General features: G+C 58.4%; 22 protein-coding genes. 13 read left to right on the plus strand and 9 right to left on the minus strand.

The features are described from left to right. Nucleotides 1–37 precede the first annotated feature (37 nt). The 3 genes from ACH2ED_RS03605 to ACH2ED_RS03615 all read right to left on the minus strand — a co-directional run bounded on the left by ACH2ED_RS03605 (nucleotide 38) and on the right by ACH2ED_RS03615 (nucleotide 2,149). Nucleotides 38–292 carry a hypothetical protein gene (locus ACH2ED_RS03605; RefSeq protein WP_395088844.1) on the minus strand — a complete coding sequence of 85 codons (255 nt, stop codon included), beginning with the start codon at nucleotides 290–292 and terminating at the stop codon, nucleotides 38–40. Between the two features lie 341 nt (nucleotides 293–633). Further along, on the minus strand, nucleotides 634–1,578 hold the full coding sequence (deoC, locus tag ACH2ED_RS03610; protein WP_395088845.1) for a deoxyribose-phosphate aldolase: 945 nt from the start codon (nucleotides 1,576–1,578) through the stop codon (nucleotides 634–636). After that, nucleotides 1,565–2,149 carry a hypothetical protein gene (locus ACH2ED_RS03615; protein WP_395088846.1) on the minus strand — a complete coding sequence of 195 codons (585 nt, stop codon included), beginning with the start codon at nucleotides 2,147–2,149 and terminating at the stop codon, nucleotides 1,565–1,567. Before ACH2ED_RS03615 ends, deoC begins: the two co-directional genes overlap by 14 nt. 50 nt (nucleotides 2,150–2,199) lie before the next feature. On the opposite strand from ACH2ED_RS03615, the gene ACH2ED_RS03620 reads away from it, so the two are divergent. Further along, entirely contained in the window at nucleotides 2,200–3,990 is a 1,791-nt protein-coding gene (locus ACH2ED_RS03620; protein ID WP_395088847.1) for a c-type cytochrome, read from the plus strand. Here the strand turns inward: ACH2ED_RS03620 and ACH2ED_RS03625 are convergent. Beyond that, nucleotides 3,980–5,257 (minus strand): Gfo/Idh/MocA family protein, encoded by a 1,278-nt coding sequence (locus ACH2ED_RS03625; RefSeq protein WP_395088848.1) that lies wholly within the window; start codon nucleotides 5,255–5,257, stop codon nucleotides 3,980–3,982. The two genes, ACH2ED_RS03620 and ACH2ED_RS03625, sit on opposite strands and share 11 nt — an antisense overlap. A 36-nt stretch (nucleotides 5,258–5,293) precedes the next feature. On the opposite strand from ACH2ED_RS03625, the gene ACH2ED_RS03630 reads away from it, so the two are divergent. Together ACH2ED_RS03630 and ACH2ED_RS03635 are read left to right on the plus strand one after the other, a co-directional pair. After that, complete coding sequence (locus ACH2ED_RS03630; protein WP_395088849.1) at nucleotides 5,294–6,595, plus strand: enolase C-terminal domain-like protein; 1,302 nt, start codon at nucleotides 5,294–5,296, stop codon at nucleotides 6,593–6,595. Continuing rightward, complete coding sequence (locus tag ACH2ED_RS03635; protein ID WP_395088850.1) at nucleotides 6,592–7,434, plus strand: DUF6807 family protein; 843 nt, start codon at nucleotides 6,592–6,594, stop codon at nucleotides 7,432–7,434. The genes ACH2ED_RS03630 and ACH2ED_RS03635 overlap by 4 nt, the downstream gene beginning before the upstream one ends. An 8-nt stretch (nucleotides 7,435–7,442) precedes the next feature. Here the strand turns inward: ACH2ED_RS03635 and ACH2ED_RS03640 are convergent, their stop codons facing one another. Next, a complete protein-coding gene (locus ACH2ED_RS03640) occupies nucleotides 7,443–8,126 on the minus strand; it encodes a DUF6989 domain-containing protein (protein WP_395088851.1) in 684 nt (227 codons plus the stop codon). Nucleotides 8,127–8,411: 285 nt separating this feature from the next. Between ACH2ED_RS03640 and dnaA the strand changes: the two genes are divergently transcribed. The 4 genes from dnaA to ACH2ED_RS03660 all read left to right on the plus strand — a co-directional run bounded on the left by dnaA (nucleotide 8,412) and on the right by ACH2ED_RS03660 (nucleotide 12,421). Continuing rightward, nucleotides 8,412–10,142 carry a chromosomal replication initiator protein DnaA gene (gene dnaA / locus ACH2ED_RS03645; RefSeq protein ID WP_395088852.1) on the plus strand — a complete coding sequence of 577 codons (1,731 nt, stop codon included), beginning with the start codon at nucleotides 8,412–8,414 and terminating at the stop codon, nucleotides 10,140–10,142. A gap of 668 nt (nucleotides 10,143–10,810) precedes the next feature. Then, nucleotides 10,811–11,047: a phosphoribosylformylglycinamidine synthase subunit PurS gene (purS, locus tag ACH2ED_RS03650; RefSeq protein ID WP_309692796.1), complete on the plus strand. Its 237-nt coding sequence runs from the start codon at nucleotides 10,811–10,813 to the stop codon at nucleotides 11,045–11,047. A gap of 2 nt (nucleotides 11,048–11,049) precedes the next feature. Further along, on the plus strand, nucleotides 11,050–11,733 hold the full coding sequence (gene purQ, locus ACH2ED_RS03655; RefSeq protein WP_395088853.1) for a phosphoribosylformylglycinamidine synthase subunit PurQ: 684 nt from the start codon (nucleotides 11,050–11,052) through the stop codon (nucleotides 11,731–11,733). 7 nt (nucleotides 11,734–11,740) lie between these two features. Further along, nucleotides 11,741–12,421: a Crp/Fnr family transcriptional regulator gene (locus ACH2ED_RS03660; RefSeq protein WP_395088854.1), complete on the plus strand. Its 681-nt coding sequence runs from the start codon at nucleotides 11,741–11,743 to the stop codon at nucleotides 12,419–12,421. Between the two features lie 12 nt (nucleotides 12,422–12,433). On the opposite strand, the gene ACH2ED_RS03665 is transcribed toward ACH2ED_RS03660, so the two are convergent. From ACH2ED_RS03665 to ACH2ED_RS03680, 4 genes are read right to left on the minus strand one after another with little or no spacing between them, the layout of a single operon-like run. Further along, nucleotides 12,434–13,408 (minus strand): FecCD family ABC transporter permease, encoded by a 975-nt coding sequence (locus tag ACH2ED_RS03665; RefSeq protein ID WP_395088855.1) that lies wholly within the window; start codon nucleotides 13,406–13,408, stop codon nucleotides 12,434–12,436. Beyond that, nucleotides 13,405–13,677 (minus strand): dTMP kinase, encoded by a 273-nt coding sequence (locus ACH2ED_RS03670; protein WP_395088856.1) that lies wholly within the window; start codon nucleotides 13,675–13,677, stop codon nucleotides 13,405–13,407. The genes ACH2ED_RS03665 and ACH2ED_RS03670 overlap by 4 nt, the downstream gene beginning before the upstream one ends. Before the next feature lie 36 nt (nucleotides 13,678–13,713). After that, nucleotides 13,714–13,926, minus strand: coding sequence for a hypothetical protein (locus ACH2ED_RS03675; RefSeq protein WP_395088857.1), 213 nt, complete (start codon nucleotides 13,924–13,926; stop codon nucleotides 13,714–13,716). A 3-nt stretch (nucleotides 13,927–13,929) separates the two neighbouring features. After that, nucleotides 13,930–14,589, minus strand: a complete 660-nt coding sequence (locus ACH2ED_RS03680; RefSeq protein WP_395088858.1) for a prepilin-type N-terminal cleavage/methylation domain-containing protein — start codon at nucleotides 14,587–14,589, stop codon at nucleotides 13,930–13,932. A gap of 110 nt (nucleotides 14,590–14,699) precedes the next feature. Between ACH2ED_RS03680 and ACH2ED_RS03685 the strand changes: the two genes are divergently transcribed. From ACH2ED_RS03685 to queG, 6 genes are read left to right on the plus strand one after another with little or no spacing between them, the layout of a single operon-like run. Continuing rightward, entirely contained in the window at nucleotides 14,700–15,374 is a 675-nt protein-coding gene (locus tag ACH2ED_RS03685; protein ID WP_395088859.1) for a ThuA domain-containing protein, read from the plus strand. Beyond that, a complete protein-coding gene (locus ACH2ED_RS03690) occupies nucleotides 15,364–16,044 on the plus strand; it encodes a M15 family metallopeptidase (RefSeq protein ID WP_395088860.1) in 681 nt (226 codons plus the stop codon). The genes ACH2ED_RS03685 and ACH2ED_RS03690 overlap by 11 nt, the downstream gene beginning before the upstream one ends. A gap of 6 nt (nucleotides 16,045–16,050) precedes the next feature. Further along, nucleotides 16,051–16,290 carry a hypothetical protein gene (locus ACH2ED_RS03695; protein ID WP_395088861.1) on the plus strand — a complete coding sequence of 80 codons (240 nt, stop codon included), beginning with the start codon at nucleotides 16,051–16,053 and terminating at the stop codon, nucleotides 16,288–16,290. A 15-nt stretch (nucleotides 16,291–16,305) separates the two neighbouring features. Then, entirely contained in the window at nucleotides 16,306–17,229 is a 924-nt protein-coding gene (locus ACH2ED_RS03700) for a diguanylate cyclase domain-containing protein (protein WP_395088862.1), read from the plus strand. 8 nt (nucleotides 17,230–17,237) lie between these two features. After that, nucleotides 17,238–17,672 (plus strand): protein tyrosine phosphatase family protein, encoded by a 435-nt coding sequence (locus ACH2ED_RS03705; protein WP_395088863.1) that lies wholly within the window; start codon nucleotides 17,238–17,240, stop codon nucleotides 17,670–17,672. Beyond that, entirely contained in the window at nucleotides 17,653–18,699 is a 1,047-nt protein-coding gene (gene queG, locus ACH2ED_RS03710) for a tRNA epoxyqueuosine(34) reductase QueG (RefSeq protein ID WP_395088864.1), read from the plus strand. Before ACH2ED_RS03705 ends, queG begins: the two co-directional genes overlap by 20 nt. The last annotated feature ends 57 nt before the right edge of the window (nucleotides 18,700–18,756 follow it).

An 18,756-nucleotide genomic window follows, 5' to 3' on the forward strand; every position in this document is an offset into this window, starting at 1 on the left:
ACCACAGCGTTGCAACGGAATACAGCCAGAAGCAATTTCATTTGTCGCCCAACCAAAATGAGTCTGGTAGTGGGTCGTCAAAGTCAGGAGCGATATACGTCACAGCCCCGCGCTGCTGGCCCAGCAAGCGTCCGGCAAGTTGGAGGGGCAATTTTTCAGTAGGTTTCCCAAGGGGACGATCCGCTGTCACGCTCACGATAGTCTCCAACCACACGCGAGCCGCCGCTAGACTACCGAAAAGCTCCAGAAGCCGCGCCTCCCGCTCTGGGGTAAGTTCGATGGTTATGCTCATGTGGCTATTTTACGGCATGTAATGGCGTTACGTTTCGGGCGGCTAAAGCGGCTCGCTGTTTCGGCAAGCAGGCTAAAGCCCGCTCAGTCGCATTCACCGTAAATGTGCTTGCCACAGGTATCATGCTCAAACATTCGTCGCCCAAGAAATCAGTGAGCCTTTTTCACGAATCGCTTGACTGCCCACAGAACGTGGGCATCACTAGGCGTTCCGCCAAAAAGCCGCTCCGCGACTACCAAATTTCCCATTTCCCCAATCGCGGAGCGATTTCTTAGCCGTCGGCTTAATGACGCCCACGTTCTGTGGGCGGAAAGACTATTCACATCTCTCCTCCAGCTTCCTTACGCCATTGGGTGGCGGTTGTAGGCGGCGTAGCGGCCCGTGATGTGGTGCTCTAGCTGGCGCTCGATGTCGGAGAGAAGCGAGGAGGCTCCGATTCGGTAGCGGTCGGGCTTGGTCCACTCGACGCCGAGCTCCTCTTTCATGAGAATCAGGCCGTCGAGGGATTGTTTCGCGGTGCGGATTCCCCCGGCGGGCTTGAAGCCGACCACAAAGCCCGTGCGCTCGAAGTAGTCACGGATCTGGCGGGCCATGATGAGGCTGTTGCCCAGAGTTGCGTTGGTGGGCTCTTTGCCGGTGCTGGTCTTGATGAAATCCGCGCCCGCCATCATACAAACCAGGCTGGCCCGCGCGACATTGGTGAGCGTGCCGAGCTCGCCGGTTGCCAGAATGGTCTTGAGGTGCGCGTCGCCGCAGGCTTCGCGGAAGGCGCGTACTTCGTCGTAGACGCCTTGCCAGTCGCCGAGCAGCACCTTGCGGCGGGAGAGCACGATGTCAATTTCTTGCGCTCCCGCTTTGACAGACTCTTTAATCTCGGCGATGCGCAGGGGAAACGGGGAGAGCCCGGCGGGAAAACCCGTGGAGACGGCGGCGACGGGAATGCCTGAACCTGCGAGCGCGAGGGCGGCAGGAGCGATCATGTCGTGGTAGACACAGACCGCACCGACGGTGATACTTGGCACTTCGAGCGCGTCTAAAATATCCTGGCGCACGGGCTGGCGGGCCTTGGCGCAGAGGCGGCGGACATTGCCGGGCGTGTCATCGCCCGCAAGCGTGGTCAGATCCATGCAGGTGATGGCCCGCAGGAGCCACGCGGCCTGCCAGTCTTTCTTGACACTGCGGCGGCCTGGGAGAGACGCCACGCGCCTCTCAACCGCCGGACGGTTCACGCGGGTCTCAGCGACCCACTCCAGATCGAGCGGCGCTCCGGGGTTACGACTTTCCATCCCACTCGCTCCAGAGACGATGCGCGTAGGCCGCCGAGGGTGAGGTCGCAGCGCAGGCGATAATCATCCCGATCTCCTCAGGGAGAAACTCGCGCAGGGCCTTTGCTGACTCTTCGTCGTCCACGGGCAGGAGCAGCGCATTGGCCCCACACTCCACAGCCAACCGTACCAGCGACTGACGCTCCAGCGGTTTAAGCTGCTCCCACGGTAGCCAGAGGGTCACTTCCGCGTCGGTGGGCGCGGCGGCATCCACTACCGTCTGTACGGCGTCGGCTACCAGAAGCTCCACGCCCGATTTTAGCGCCGAGAGATTGGGAAACAGAATTAGCTCCGTCGCACCATCAGCCGTTGCCATCGCCGCTTCCACCCCGAGCGCCTGGGAGTTCGCGGCCCCGTGCGGCCAACCGATCACGGTCGCCACTTCAAGCTCACTCTCCAAAACATCGGCGACCCAAGTGGGCAGAACGCACACCGAGTCCGCCATCGGGGCATATTTCTCGCAGAGAGCCATTGCCTCGCGACGTGTCGAATCCGGGCGCAAAAGGGCCACGGTTAGGGGTTGATTACTCACGGGCTATTGTACCAGCCTCGTTTACGAGGGGGCGGAGGTAAAATACGCTCATGCGCTTTCTCTCAGCCTTGCTACCGATGGCGGCTCTTGCAACAGTAGCTCTTAGCCCGACAGTTCCCTCCGATGTGGTGGGCGGTCTTACAGGGCCGGACGTGCGCGAGACTCAGCGCGCCGCCGATGCGTTCGCCTGGGATGAGTTTGTGGCGCTGAACTGGCCCGCACAAACTAATCCGCAGCTGCGCGGGGAGCCAGAGAGCGACAAGCCTTTTGGAGCCGAGGGTCTGCGTGTCTGGGAGACGTGGAAGACCCCCGAGGAGATTTTTTTACCGGGCGGTGTAGAGCCCGCGGAGTGGAACGTGCCTCTGCCACGCGAGCGCCGTCTCACGGACAAGATCCAGGCGGTGCAGAGCGACGGCACGCTGCCTGCCACCCTCACGGATCGCTTTGGGCATATCGTGCGCTACGAAATTCGGGTCAATAAAATTCTCTTTGAGTACCTGCGTCGCCACAAGCTCTACGACAGCCGACAGCAAGTTTTGGCGGAGAGCGTGCAGTATCCCGATGGCGCGATGGTGGTCAAGGCAAGCTGGCGCGAGCTGGAGCCTGGTGAGGAGGCGCAGTTTCTCACCCGCGAGTGCGTGGTCTTTGACACGAAAAACGGAAAGCCGGGCCGCAAGCGACGGCGTAAAATGGGGTTAGTGGGGCTACACATTGTCCAGAAAACGCCCTCGGCCCCGCAGTGGGTGTGGGCGACCTTTGAGCATACGGGCAACACCGAAGGCAGTAATGCATCGTTCTGCCTGCCGTCGGTTCCGGAAGCGCGGGCCAATAAGCAGACCCAGCCGGGAACACCCAATCTCGTACGCCGCGAGAGCCCGCTCCGGGCGCGGCTCCAGCAGCTCAACCGGACGCAGCAGCAGGCGCTCCATGCCACCAGTAGCCCGCTCCAAAACTACGAACTTATTGGGGCGCAGTGGCCCGCACCGGGCAGCCGCGTAGAGCCGACTTACCTTGCCAACACCACCATGGAGAGCTTTGTGCAAGAGAGCTCGTCTTGTTTGGGCTGTCACACGTCGGCCCGCACCCTGCGCTCTGATAAATTTATCGCCTCCGATTTTCTCTTTCTGATCCGCCGTGCCCAGCCCGACATAAAAGAAAAGCCAGTGATTGGTGCGCCAACCAAGCCCGTGACGGAGTGGGACAAACAGAACTGGCGGGCGATCCAGCGCGGCCATGCGATTTCGGAGCGTACCTACGAGCTGCTCCCCAAGTTCGTGGGAAATAAGCTACACTGCGGGAGCTGTCACTTAGACATCGGGCGCAGCCCAAGTTCATCGTGGTGGGTGGGGATGTTTGCAGAGGGCAAGTACGATACCTCCCAGAAGTTTTTTGATCGTATCAACCAGTGCATGCAGCGCAGCATGAACGGCAAGCCTATTCCCACCGATGGGGCAGATATGGCCGCTTTCAATGCCTACTTCCGCTGGCTGGATGAACAAGCCCAGTCCCTCGCGCTGCCGCCCCAGCCCACGGGGATGCCGAAAATAGAGCCCCGCACGGGCAACACCGTGCAAGGGAAGGCGCTCTTTGCCCAGCGCTGCGCTGCCTGTCACGCCACCGATGGTCAAGGGCGCTACGAGAGCAAGACCTACTACCGCCCCGCGCTCTGGGGGCCGAACTCCTTCAATACTCTCGCGGGGCTTGGGGCCAAGCCGGAGAAAATGGCGGGCTTCTTGAAGCACAACATGCCCTTTGGCGCGGGCGGCTCACTGACGCTTCAGGAGTCCTGGGATCTCACGGCTTATATCATCGCGCAACCCCGGCCCAAAATCACACCTTAGGCAGTGCCCACTGCGGTCGGCGCTCGCGGTCGAGCCACTGGTTGGCCTCTTTATCCCCCACAAACTCCCACTTCTTCGGGTCCCACTTCAGGCGACGGCGGTGCCAGTAGGCAAGGTTGGCAAACTGCACCAGCGCCACTGAGCGGCAGCCGATCTCGACATCACAGAGCGGCTTCTCACGGCTCTTAATGCAGTTGATCCAGTTGCGGTGGTGCCCTGGTGAAACAAAGAGATGCGTCTCTTTGTCGCCCAGCGGCGTTTTTGCCAGCTCGGGCGGGTCACTCTTAAGCACACCACGATCCAGATGCAGGGTGCCATTGGTGCCGGTGAAGAAGCAGCCGCTGGGGCCACCATGAATCACCTCAATTCCATCGGCGTAGATCAGCTTTGCCCCCTCCATCGCCATCGGGTCGGTGGGGGGGATGATCTCCACGGGATCCGTACCGTCTTTGCCGAGCGCCCACTGCGCGATATCGTAGTGGTGTGCACCCATGTCGGCGTGGCCCCCGCCGGAGTACTCGCGGTAGCTGCGCCAGGCGGGAAAGTGATTGTGAACACCGCGCGGAGAAAGTGCGGCGTTATACGGGCGTAGCGGGGCGGGGCCAAGCCATAAGTCCCAGTCGAGGCCTGGCTCTGGCATCTCCTCCTTCAGATCGCACCAGATACTGGGCGCAGCAACTCCCACCGTCACGGATTTAATCGTTCCCAGACGACCGCTGCGTACGAACTCGCAGCCCTCACGGAAGCGCCCAAAGACATTGGAGCGCTGCTGGCTGCCGGTCTGCAAGACACGCTTGTACTTGCGCACCGCCTCTATGCAGCGCTTGGATTCTGCCAAGGTGAGCGTGAGCGGCTTCTCACAGTAGACATCTTTCCCCGCCTTGCACGCCTCAATAATTGGGATGGCATGCCAGTGCTCTGGTGTCACAATCACGACCGCATCTATGTCTTTGCGTGCAATGACATCTCTAAAATCATTATAAGCTGAACACGTTCGAGTGGCACGCTCCTCGCCTTCGTACTGCGTCTCGACACGCTTCTTGGCACGCTCCCGCCGGGTCGTGTCCACATCGCACACGGCAAGTATCTGGACGTCCTCAAAGTTAAGTAAAGTGGGCAGATGGAACTCGTTTGCCATCTTCCCACAGCCAATAATGCCCACGGTGATGCGCTCACTCGGCGCGGTGTAGCCCGCCCGTCCCAGCACGGAGCTGGGCAGAAAGAGCGGCGCGGCAGCGGCTCCTTGAATAAATTGTCGTCGGTTCATGCCGTCATTGTAGCGGAAAAACCCGTAGAATAGGCCATGATTCGCATTGCTGCCTGCCGCCTGCGCCTGCAAGACCTGCACCTGCGCCTCCCGTTTCGCTACGGAATTGCCACTGTCACCGACCTCACGCACGCTTTTGTGGAAACCGATGTCGAGATTAATGGAAAAGTCATCACCGGAATCTCCGCTGAGCACCTCTCGCCTAAGTGGCTCTACAAGCGCCCGGACACGTCGCCCGAGGCCGATAACGCCGAGCTGATTGCCCTCATTGAGGCAGTGCTAGAGTGGGCGACAGATCTCTCTGCCGAGACAGCGTTTGGGCTCTGGCAGGCGCTCTACGAAAAGCAGGCTACCTACGCAAAAGAGACGAGCTTGCCAACGCTCTGGACACACTTTCCAGTAACGCTCGTGGAGCGGGCCGTGATCAATGCCCTCGGGAACGCCACGCAGCAACCCTTTCACGCACTCCTCAAGAGTAATGCCTTTGGAATCGAGCTCGCCTCTATTCATCCCGAGCTTTTCGGAACGCAGCCCGCAGATTGGCTCCCTGAAGCGCCTCGCAAACAGATGATTCTGCGCCACACCATCGGGATGGCCGATCCACTCACAGGCCTAGAACGCATGGACGCGCTTCCCAAGACTCTGGAAGATAATATCGCCGCCTACGGCCTGAAGCACTTCAAGCTCAAGCTCGGCGGTAATGTCACGACGGACATCGCGCGCACTACGGAGGTTCTCGCCGTCTGCGCCGCCCATGCGCCTCCGGACTGGGCGTTTACACTGGATGCCAATGAGTCCTACACCGACTTTGCCACCGTCCGCGCCTTCTGGAACGGTCTGCAGGACACTCACAAAGCCCGCTGCCTCTTTATCGAGCAGCCCCTTCACCGAGACCAAGCCCTCACCGATACTGCGGGAGCGGGGCTGGCTGGCTGGGGAGACCATCCCCCTATCCTCATAGATGAGTCCGACGGCGCTTTGGGTGACTTTCCCCGCGCACTGGCACTCGGCTACACGGGAACAAGCCATAAAGGGTGTAAAGGTGTCTTCAAGGGCGTCGCCAACGCCTGCCTGGCGAAAAAACGCGGTGCTCTACTCTCAGGCGAGGATCTCACCTGTGTCGGGCCGGTGTGTTTAGAGCAAGATCTCGCCGTCATGGCCGCCCTTGGCATTGAGAGCGTCGAGCGCAACGGCCACCACTACTTCGCGGGTCTCTCCATGTTCGATACCGCCGCCCAAAACGCCGCTCTGGCCGCGCACCCCGAGCTCTACCACCGCTCGCCAGCGGGCTGGCCGACACTCACGATCACCAACGGGGCGATACAATTTATGGCATGAGAATCACCCATGAGATCGGGCAGTGGATTGGGCTGACAGACGATAATGGCATCGAACGTCTGCGCTACGACTACGCCTCGGCCCCTAAACCTTTCATACACCCTCTGAGGCTCCCCGATGGTACCGTGATTACCGAGCATGAGCCCCCCGACCACACCTGGCACCGTGGCCTCTGGTTCGCCTTCAAGTTTGTCAATGGCATCAACTACTGGGAAGAGCGCGACGAGATTTTTGGACGACAAGAGACAATGAGAACGCCGCAGTGTAGTGCGCTCCCTAACGACTCCTTCCGAATCACGAGTGCAACAAACTGGCGTGATCAAGGGCAGGATCGTGTGCGCGACTATCGTGAGTGGCGCTATCAGATAGACCAATCCGGCACGAGCATGCTTGAGTGTTACACGAAGCTGGAAGCGCTGGAAGACATCACGCTCGATCGAACGCCTTTCACTACCTGGGGTGGCTATGGCGGGCTCTTTGTGCGCCTCAGAAATGATCTGCAGGATGCGAAACTCGTCTTTGACGATGGCACTGTCACGACGCGCTGCACCGGTGAGCGCTACAAGTGGGGCGGAATCGAAGGTACCACGCCGGACGACAAGGACTGCGCCGTTGTCTTTCTGCCCTCGCCCCAGAACACACGCTACCCCGAGCCCTTCTACGGCGCCGCCAAGACTGACTACAACTTCTTCGGCCCCGCGCCGCTTTTCAATGGGCCAATTATCTTGAAGGCAGGCGAGACGCTCACCTACCAAGTCAGAGTGCTTATCGTCCCACGCCGCATCAACCCCGACGAGATCAACACATTCCTAACAGTTCCCCCGTCGGACGGGGGATAGGGGGTTGGTCACAGCCACACGGGACGCACCCCACGCCCGAGAAACTCAACTAAGCCCCAGCCGAGTATTCCACCGAAAATCGTCACCAAGCCAGCGGCAGCTCCGATCAGAGCGGCGTTTTTGAGAGATGGGGCACGCAGGGCAAAGTGGCCCAGTAGCGCCAACCCTGAGCCGATCACGGCCTCCGCAACAATAATGTAGACGGGAGTATGCCCCAACATCAGGCAGTCTTTGTAGCGCCACCAGTGTGCTCCCCAAGCCATTTCCTCGTAAAAGGGAATCAGAAGTGCACCAAAAATACCCGTGAGTAGGGCGCCTTTGAGAAGCCCGAAGCGGTGGATCCCGTAGTCTCCTAAAACTCCCACTTGAACCGCCACCAAAGCCCACGAAAGCGGCATCCACCACGGCGACTCCAGCAGCATTCCCGAGTGCGCCAGCGCGTAATCCAGCGTGCGTGTGCAGCGGACACATAGGAAGTCGGCGAGCAGCTCCACAAGCCCGAAAACGCCCGAGGCAGCAAGCAAACAAGCGAGTGCCTTTTCGCGAGTTTTAGTAGTGTACAAAATAAACAAAGTCAGGTTTAAGAGATTCAAGGCAACGGCACTACAGCCATCGGAGTTTGCCCAATGCGAACAGGCAAACGAAAAACCAACGGAGAGAAACACCGATAAGAGCACTACTCTAAGTATCATTTTATACCTATAACTATTTTTTAATATTATTTATCTTAATACTGAACATCTGTTTACCAGGTTCATGGTACCTGTGTTTTAGGCAGTTTGTACAGGTTCAACGAGTATTGTAAGCTAAAAAGTTTAATGCTAGTATTCACGCGAATTTAACACTCCTGACGCTGGCTACACACAGCAAACGACGGTTTCATGCTCCTTGCGGCTAGCCTCTGTGTGGGCTAGAATCCCCCCGTCTCCTCGCCAGAATTTGCCTGGTGGATTTGGGACGGGGAGCACAAAAAGGACGTGAGCGAGCAACTACAATTTGAAGACGAAGAAATCCCCATCGTCTTGCGGCGCGCCTGGGATCGTGCGCTGCGGATGCTTGCATCCCGGGTAAATAAGCCCACGTTTGAGGCACATATTCGAACTCTGAAGCCACTGGCTCTGAACGAGCTCATGGTCGAGGGGCGGATTATCTGCCAAGTGATACTGGGAGTTCCCTCCGCTTTTACACGTGAATGGGTAGAGAAGCGACATACCCCGCTCATCCAGGGGCTTTTAGAAGAGATTCTGGATCGGGAAGTCAGACTTCAGTTTGCCTTGCTGCAACCGCAGAGCCGCACCTTTGCCGAGCAGTCAGGCCAACCAAAGGCGATCACACCAAGCCTGTTCGAGGCACCGACCGACGGTCATTTCCTCGCTTCGACCGAAGCGCTCAACCGCTCCGAACAGGTTTCCGCACCCAATGGGGCTCTGGTAGCCGCACTACCAGAGCCTCAAGGGGAGCCTTTTGCTTTAGAAGCGGAGATCGTGGTTGTCCCCAGTCCCCGGATTCCACTTGCCCCTCCCAAACCCCGAACCAATACTGTCACTGTCTCGCGCCCGCAGACCAGCGCTTCAGCGGCTCAGACACCCCACCCCGATGCGCCACAGCTCAACCCGCGCTATACGTTCGATGCCTTCGTGACGGGCCGGAGCAACCGGCTTGCGGAGGGTGGTGCCCACGCGGTTGCACATGCCCCGGGGGAGGTCTACAATCCCCTTTTTCTCTACGGGCCTCCTGGAATCGGCAAGACTCACCTGATGCACGCTATTGGCCACGAAGTTGCGGCCCAGCGCGGCGCGGCGCATGTCTGCTACGTCTCCGGTGAGGCCTTCACCACCGCCTATGTCAAAGCAAGCCGCGAAGGCAAGATGGAAGAGTTTCGACGGCGCTGGCGCAATGTGGATGTCTTCCTGCTCGATGATATTCAGTTCATCGCGGGCAAAGACAAGACCAACGAGGAGTTTTTCCATACGTTTAACGCGCTGTATCAGACCGGCAAGCAGATCGTGATCTCGTCGGATCGCAGCCCGCGCGAGCTAAAAATGATGGACGAGCGCCTGCGCTCGCGCTTCGAGTCCGGGCTGATCGCCGATATCGCCCCGCCCGACTTAGAGACGCGCCTGGCGATCCTGCAGAAAAAAGCGGAGCTTGAGCGCATGCGCATCCCCGATGATGTGCTGCTCTACATGGCGCGGCTGGTGCAGAGTAATATCCGCACGCTGGAGGGCGCACTCGTCAAGCTGGTCGCCTACGCCTCGCTGGTGAACTCTCCTGTCACGGAAGAGCTGGCCTCAGATATTTTAGAGCGCTACTTTGCCTCGGCTGGAATAAGCCTTCCAGGCGATCCCCAAGGCGGCCCTGTAGCCCTCCTAGAAGCCGCACAAGCAGCGTCTGCGGGGCCACGAGGCCGCATTACTGCGGACATTATCCAACAGGTCGTGGCGCGCCGCTACGGACTCGATCCAGAAGTGCTCAAGGGTAAGAAACGCGACAAGGAGACGGCCCGTGCCCGGCAAGTGGCAATGCTGCTCATGCGCGAGCTCACGGAGACCAGCCTTCCCGGCATTGGTCAGTTCTTCGGAGGCCGCGACCACACGACCGTCATGCACGCCTGCACAAGCCTCCGTGAGCAGCTCACAGGCGATGACACGCTCCGTGAGCTTGTCACGGAACTAACCGGCCAAATTCGTCACGAGTCCAGCTCTTAAACCTCTCTCCGAGCTCTATACATCTTTTCTCTCCAGCAGATCGGCTAATCGCAGCCCGATCTGCTTTTGCATGCCTCTACAGTTCTTTAGAGACTTCTGCATTTATGAGATTGTCTCCTATTTGTCTCAAATTAAATCCTAAAGAAATCAGCTCATTTCACCAATCTCTTAAAAAAAAGTTATCCACATAGCCTGTGGATAACCTGTGGATAACCTGTGGATAACTTGGCCAGCCTGTGGATAACTTTTAGCAAACGCCCATTTGCCTGTGGATAACCTGTGGATAACTTTTAGCTAGCCTGTGGATAACTGCCGAGTTATCCACAGGCTAGAGGGAGTTATCCACAGGCCTGTGGATAACTCTGTTTGCCAAAAAAATTTATTTAGTATGCTAATATTTTTTAAATGTTCTATCTTTGTTTGCTATTTTAGTCTGATTTTTTAACTTTGTATTTCAAAGTGTTTGCCGTATTTTAGGGAGTTATCCACAGGCTAGCCTCTCCCCTACTACTACTATAAGAGTAATAAAAAAAAAGAGATAGCAGAAATAAGAAAAGAGACGCGAAGCGAAAAACGAGGCTCTCTTTTTTCCTTGACAGTCCCCTAAAAGTCATGGCATACTGGAAAGCGTCCCACCCAAGATTTTTAGTACTCGAAAGGAACCTCTCTTGCCCAAAGTCACTGTTACCGTCACGCTCAAGCCTTCCCTCCTGGATGCTCAAGGTCGCACCATTCAGGAAGCGCTCCACAGCCTGGGCTACACCGATGTGAAAAATGTCCGTGTGGGAAAAGTGATCGAGCTGGAGACCCAGACTCCGGCAGACGCCACAGCGATGTGTGAGAAGCTGCTGGCAAACCCCGTGATGGAGTCGTATCGCATTGAGGTAGCTGAGGTGGAGGGGTGAGCGTGTTTACCGCAGGGGTTATTGTCTTCCCTGGCTCTAACTGCGACCGCGATGCCGCAAACGCCTGGCAGGAACTAGGCTGTGGCTCGGCAAAGCTCCTCTGGCACCGCGACACGGATCTGCAAGGCGTGGATATGGTGATCGTCCCGGGCGGATTCTCCTACGGTGATGCTTTAAGAGCGGGAGCAATTGCGCGCTTCGCGCCGATCATGGACACAGTGGCGAAGTTCGCCCAAGACGGTGGTCTCGTCATGGGAATCTGCAACGGCTTCCAGATTGTCTGTGAGGCGGGGCTCTTACCTGGAGCACTGGCTCGCAACGAAGGGCTGAAGTTTGCTTGCAAGCACGTGGATCTGCGTGTCGAGACAGTGAACTCACCGTTCACCCGGGCGTGCGAGAGAAACGCAACTCTCTCGATCCCCATTGCACATGGCGAAGGGCGCTATGTCTGCGACGAAGCGACTCACGCGCAGCTTATTGCGGACGATCAGATTCTATTTCGTTATGCCAATGGGAATCCCAACGGCTCTCAGGATGATATTGCGGGGATTGTGGGGGGGCCTAATCGCAACGTGATGGGGATGATGCCTCACCCGGAGCGGGCTACCCGAGTGGGTTTGGGCTCCGCAGGGGGCGCTTGTCTGTTTCGAGGGATCGTTGCGACCCTGACTGAAGATCAGGTATAACAGGCACATGATGCTAGCAAAGGCACTGGGGGCGGTTCCGCTCTTTTCCGGGCTCACCGATGAGCAGCTGGAGTATGTCGCAAAACACCTGAAGCGGCAAAGCTACGCCGAGCGCGATGTGATCGTCCGGCGCGACAGCCCAGGAGATGCCTTGTTCATTCTGACATCGGGGAAAGCGAAGTGTGCCTACCTCGACTCTGAGGACGAGACCATTATCGCAATCTATCGCCCAGGGGACTTCTTTGGCGAGCTCTCGGTCTTGGATGGTGAGGAGCGCTCCGCCGATGTGGTTGCCCTGGAGCCCACGGAAGTGCTGGTACTGCCTGCTGATGATTTTCATGCCTGTTTGCATGCTGTGCCTGCAATTGCGGTTGAGCTTTTGAAGCAGCTTGCGGGCCGCCTGCGCCGCGCGACAAGCTGGATTCGCTCCCTCTCCAGCCAGGATGTCTATGGGCGCATCGCCAGCCAGCTCCTGCACCTCTCGAAGACCCACGGCACCGATGTCGCCGGGGGCCGTCTGATAGGGCTGCGGCTCACACAAAACGACATGGCAAGCCTGGTGGGGGCATCGCGGGAGTCCGTGAACAAGGCAATGGGCTACTTCAAGCAAAAGGGCTACATCACCGTGGACACGACCTACCATATCACTGTTTACAACCACGACGCCCTGGCCAAGCGCGCACAATAAGTAAGCGCAATCTCAGAGCTGGCGACGAAGCAGAGACGCAAAAAACGGTGCGCCCAAGAGTGCGGTCACAACTCCGATAGGCAAAAGAGTACCCGGGACAATGCTTCGAGAGAGCTGATCCGCCAGCACTAAGAGCGCCGCACCGAGCAGCGCGGCCACGGGCACCAGCGGGCGGTGCGGCGGCCCTAGGAGCGCTCGGGCAAGATGCGGAACGACCAGTCCGACAAACCCGATCACCCCAGAGACCGCTACCGCGCACGCCGTGAGGAGCGCGATCAGGGCAAGCACCCCGAGCTTGAAGCGCTCTACTTCCACACCCACCGAGCGCGCCGTCGCCTCCCCAAACGCCATCGCATCCAGGCCCTTGCCGCAGAGAGAAAGCACCACGGCCCCGACCACGGTGACGGGCGCGAGAATCGCGATTTGTTGCCAGCCCGCGTCGTCCAGATAGCCCATGAGCCGTCGCAGGATCAGGCTCTGGTCTTTTCCAGCAAGGCTGAGCAAGAGATTGACTAGCGCGGCCAAAAAAGTTCCAACGACTATCCCGGCCAGAAGAAATCCTGAGAGGGAGAGCTGCCTGCCTGAGCGAGCGAGTGTGAAGACGAGCCCGGTTGCCAGCAAGGCGCAGGCCAGTGCCAGAAGTGAGAGTAGTGGCTGGCCCGGCGTGTCGGCGATTCCCAGCAGCACCCCCATACCCACGCCGAGCGAGGCTCCCGAAGCAACTCCGACAAGATAAGGATCAGCCAGGGGGTTTCCCGTGAGCCCCTGCAAGCCGACTCCCGCCACTGCCAGCGCCGCACCCACAAAGGCTGCGGCGATAATGCGTGGCAGACGAAACTCCCAGACAATCCTCCCGTGATGAAGAAGCTCCTGCCACGCCGCAGACAAACTCAGAGTTCTCTCTCCAATGAGCGCCGCGAGAACAATGCTCCCGAGGCAAAGCAGGAGCACTCCTGACACCACTGGCCAAAACGGTAGACGCTTCACGGTAAAAGCGCCTGCACCGCCGCCCAGAGCTGAGTAAATACCTCGTCCACCGCCACGGCTAAGTAGCCCTCCCGAACCCACGCACGGCTGGCCGCAAAGAGCAATAACTGGCGCACTTGCTCGCCCACAAAATCGCCTCCTGGCTCTCTCGTGCGAACTGTCTCGTAGCCACGCTCAGCCAGCGCCATCTCAAGACGAGCGATCTGCGTCGTCTTGCCTGTGCCATCTGGTCTCTCAAATGTAAAAAAAATCCCGCGCGTGCTTTCCACGGCGGGATTGTAGCAGATTAACGTCTCCTCTGGAGACTACTTGCCAAAACCAGTAGCCCCTTTGTTAAGGTCTTCCATTTTTTTCGACTTCTCCGCTTCGGAGAGTCCAGGAGCATCGGCTATGTTCTGCGCGGCTTGCTCTTTTGCATCTCCAGCAGCCTCAGGAGGAGCGGTTTCCGGTGCACAACCCAGAGCTCCCGTACCTACCAGTGCGAGAAGAAGTAGAGGGATTTTTCGGATACGGAGCACGCCTTAGTCCTCCCAATAGGTGACATAAGCATTGCGCATTTGCCCGATTGAGGAGCGCTTGACATGTCCATCGCACCAGAGAGCGTTGAATCCATTGTGGTGTGCTTCGTCCCAGTGTCCCCGTGAGGTGGACCAGACATTACAGGCAGGAGTTGTACTGTTGTGCTCCCACATCAGCATGGTGTCTGTGGCATTAATTGCGGAGAGGTTGCGGGTCAGCGGGCCTACATACCCTCCACCATCCGGGGCAATGATACTGGGGCGCAGGTTAGGGAGCTGGTTGACAGAGTATTGCGGATAGCGGCTGGTGGCTCCTTCGCGGCGCTCACTAGGGCAGGCGAGAACCCCTTTACTCTTGAGATAGGGCTCCAGAAGATAGGGGACATTCTGGTTGGTGCTTGAGCGAGCAACGGTCCAGTGGACTAGCATGGAAGCGCCGGTTATGGGATTCCGACCGAGAAAGTAGTTATCGAAGAAAACCTCATCATAGTCCTGAACATACATGAGGCTGGCAGTTCCGATCTGCTTCATATTGGACATACAGACAGTTTGTCGGGCTTTGGCATGTGCCTGAGCAAAGACAGGAAAGAGAATGGCGGCAAGGATTGCAATAATGGCAATCACTACGAGAAGTTCAATGAGCGTAAAGGCGCGACGGTTCATAAATAAAAACCTCCAAACTAAGATGAGTTAATTCTAATATGAAATTTCATCTTATTTTAACATTCACTGAACTATTTTTTTGTCTCTACTTCTGTGGTATTCTCTGGCTCATGGCAACACGAAAAGCACTAGTCGTCTGGGGCGGCTGGGACGGGCATCAGCCCAAGGAAGTGGGAGAGTTATTTGCGGAGGCTCTGCGGGGCAAGGGCTTCGAAGTAACTATCGAGAATACGCTCGATGCGTATATTACCCACGATCTTTCGACATTTAATCTTATCGTCCCTGTCTGGACGATGGGGCAGATCACAGGTGAGCAAGAAAAAGCTCTGGTCAGTGCGGTGAAGTCCGGGGTCGGGATCGCGGGCTGTCACGGCGGCATGTGCGATAGCTTTCGCAACAGCACCGAGTACCAGTTCATGACCGGTGGGCAGTGGGTCTCCCACCCGGGCAACTCTGAGGTGGAGTATACGGTAGATATCCGCGACCCGGATCACTTCATCACGCAGGGCATTCCCACCCCCCTTCACATAAAATCGGAGCAGTACTATCTGCACGTTGATCCCGCGGTTCGCGTCCTCGGCACGACGCGCTTTCCCGTTGCCGATGGTCCCCACGTGAAAAACGGTATTGTGGACATGCCGACGATCTGGACGAAGTACTACGGCGAGGGGCGGGTCTTCTATAACGCACTAGGGCACCGCGCCAGCGATCTCGCTCAGCCTGATGTTCTGGAGCTTTGTGTCCGAGGCTGCCTCTGGGCCGCACATGCCGAGGATGCAGCTTAACCCCATCCCCACTCAGACAGAATTGTCGCACTGGGGGGAGCTGCCCTTCACAGAGTGCGGCGAGCCGCTGGTGACCCTCACGGAGACGCCTCGCTTGCGCCTGAGGCCTGTCTACGCCGCGCTCGGCCTCCGTGGGGCGTCGCCGACCATGCAACTGCGGAGTGGGGCTCTCACGCGGCTGGAGCGGGCAGTTTCTCTGCTGCCTGAAGCTCTGGGCATCATTGTTTTGGATGTCTTTCGGCCTCTGGAAGTGCAGCAGGCGCTCTGGGACTGGCAGTGGCAAGAAGTGAGACAGAGCTCTCCGCACTTCACCGACACCGAGATCTATGAGAAAGTGCGCCACTTTGTGGCGGAGCCAAACGCGGATCCGACCAAGCCCACGCCCCATCGAACCGGCGGCGCAGTGGACTTGACGCTCTTTGCACTCGCCACGGGGGAGGAGCTTCCGATGGGCACTGCCTTCGATGAGGCCACGGACGCCACGGTGACGGACTGGTTTGAGCGTCACCCTAAGCTTCCTTTTACGAGTAATCGCCGAATTCTTTACGGCGCCATGACCGAAGCGGGTTTTGTGAACTATCCCAATGAGTGGTGGCACTTTGAGTTTGGCACACGGCGCTGGGCCGGTTGCCGGGGCATGGAAGTTGCACTCTACGGATCCGCGGAGTAGTAAGCCATGGAAGACACTCAAGAAATCAAGGAACTCGTGGTCTTTTTTTCCTACGAGAATGAAGAGCGTCCCCGACGGCTCGCGGAAGCGATGCTGGCGGAGCTGAAAATCCCGCACCTTGCGCTGGGAGTGGATGCCCTCACGGGGGGCTGCGAGCTGCGGCTCTACTACCACAAAGAGACTTTGAGGCTCGTACGAGAGTATTTTTGTAGAAATACTATTGTGCACAATATCACGTATCTTTAAATACCCAAAATACCCATGCAGATCCTAATCGTTGACGATGACACGTCGGCACGTAAAGTCTTAGCGGGGCAGCTTGCTCAGCTTGGCCATCGTGTTCGCACGGCTGCTAGTGCGGATGAAGCGACCTGTAGCTACCAGCGCCTTGGAGCGGATGTGATCATCACAGACTGGAAGATGCCCGGCACCGATGGCCTGGCACTCTGCCGCCGATTGCGTGAGACGCGTAGTGACGCCTCGCCCTACCCCTACATCATCTTGCTCACCGCCCACGACGGCCCCGATTGTTTTTTGCGTGGGATGGAGGCGGGTGCCGATGACTACTTAGTCAAGCCACTAGACATTCGCCATCTCCAAGCTCGCCTAATCGCTGCCGAGCGTGTCACAACCCTCCACCGACGGCTTTTTGAGGCATCGCGCACCGATGCGCTCACGGGGCTTTCCAATCGCCTGCGCCTCAATGAGCGCCTGGCGGTTCTGCGCGAGCAAGTGGAAAATACCGGCATGGGGGTCACCCTGGCACTCTGCGATATTGACTACTTCAAGCGCTACAACGACCGCTACGGCCACCTGGAGGGGGATCTGGCGCTCTGGCGCGTCGCTGAGGTTCTCCGAAATGGCGTGGAAGGTGTCGGACAAGCGTTTCGCTTTGGCGGCGAGGAGTTCTGCCTCATCATCGAGAGCCTCCCCCCGCCTGCCACCGACACGCTGGAGACGATCCGTCAGACCCTGGAAAGCGCCGCCATTCCCCACGAGGCTAGTGAGCTAGACGTTCTCACTCTCTCTATCGGTGCCTCCACGCTTCGCCCCGGTGATGGCAAGTCCGGCGATCAGCTTCTCTCCGAGGCAGATACTGCGCTCTACCAAGCCAAGTCATTTGGGCGCAACCAGCTCGCCCCCAAAGCCTTCGAGCGCCTCTCCCAGCGGCAAAACACCGGGTAGAATAGGGTGTGCTCCACCGAATTCGTAATTTTCTCTGGCTCGATGATAACCTTGGCACTTCTGGGGTGGTGCGCCCTGAGCAGCTTGATTGGATCGCCGATGCGGGCTTTGTGTGTGTGATCAACCTGCTCCCCGACGAGTCCGATGCCTGGTTTCCTGAGGAGCCTGACCGGGTGGCGACACTGGGCATGGAGTTTGTGCGCATCCCTGTGATCTGGCTCGCACCCACGCGCGAGAACTTCGATGACTTCTGCACCGCCATGAACGAGCGTAAAGATAAAAAGCTCTTTGTGCACTGCGCCGCCAACATGCGCGCCTCCGCGTTTCTCTACCTTTGGCGCTTGCGCAACGGCTACGACGAAACCGCCGCGCTAGACGATCTGCACGACATCTGGGAGCCCGACGGGGTCTGGGCGGAGTTTATTGAAACAAACCGTCCGTGAGTACGCGCTGACGCTCTTCGATGAGGTTGGGTTTACATCGCCCGCGGCGCCTGGTCATACCGCCTTTGTGGATGCGTGGCTGGAGGCGGGCTACCACGGCGAGATGAGCTACCTCAAAACCCGCAAGCGCCTACGCGGCGGCCCGCTCAACTCCCAAAAACTCCTCGGAAAAGCCCGAAGCGTGATTGTTGTCGCGCAGAGCTATGATTTCCGGGAAGCCTACCCCCTAGCCCCCGCTGGGCGGGGGATGGGGGGGCAAGGTCTTATTGCCCGCTACGCGCGAGGCGAGGACTACCACCAAGTGATGTGGGACAAGCTCAATACCCTGCGCGACTGGCTGGCCGACGAGTTTCCGGGGACGGTCAGCCGGGGCTACACGGACTCGGGGCCGATCCGTGAGCGGGAGCTGGCGGTGCGAGCGGGGCTGGGGTGGCAGGGGAAACACACGAACCTCATCTCGCTGAAGCTGGGGAATTTCTTCTTTCTGGGCGCACTGCTCACGTCACTGAAGCTGGAGCCCGACCCCCCCTTTGAGAGCCATCACTGCGGCACGTGTACGCGCTGCCTCTCCGCCTGCCCAACCGGAGCCATTGTGGCCCCAATGACGCTCGATGCCCGGCGCTGCATTTCGTATCTCACCATTGAGCTTCATGGCAGCATCCCAGAGGAGCTGCGCCCCCTCATGGGCGATCATATCTTCGGCTGCGATGATTGTCTTGCCGCCTGCCCCTGGAACGACAAAGCGCAGACGGCTAGTGAGGCTAAGCTCTATGGTGGCGATGGGCGGGTGGATTTAGTAGAAATACTAGCACTACTCGCCACGGATGAGGCCTTTGAGGCACGCTTTGCGGGAAGCCCGATTCTACGTACAGGGCGAATAGGCCTGCGGCGCAATGTCTGTGTGGCGCTGGGAAATGTCGGAGGACAAGAAGCCATCGCTCCGCTAGAGCAGGTTGCCACCACAGACCCCTCTGAGCTTGTGCGGGAGCATGCGCTCTGGGCGATTCACCGATTGACCGCCGGTTGAAACCGGCGTCTGCAATGGCACGCAGTGCCATTGCAGACGCCCAATTTTATTGGGCGG

The organism is Armatimonas sp. (assembly GCF_043757465.1).
In the GTDB taxonomy this organism is placed as follows: Bacteria; Armatimonadota; Armatimonadia; order Armatimonadales; family Armatimonadaceae; genus Armatimonas.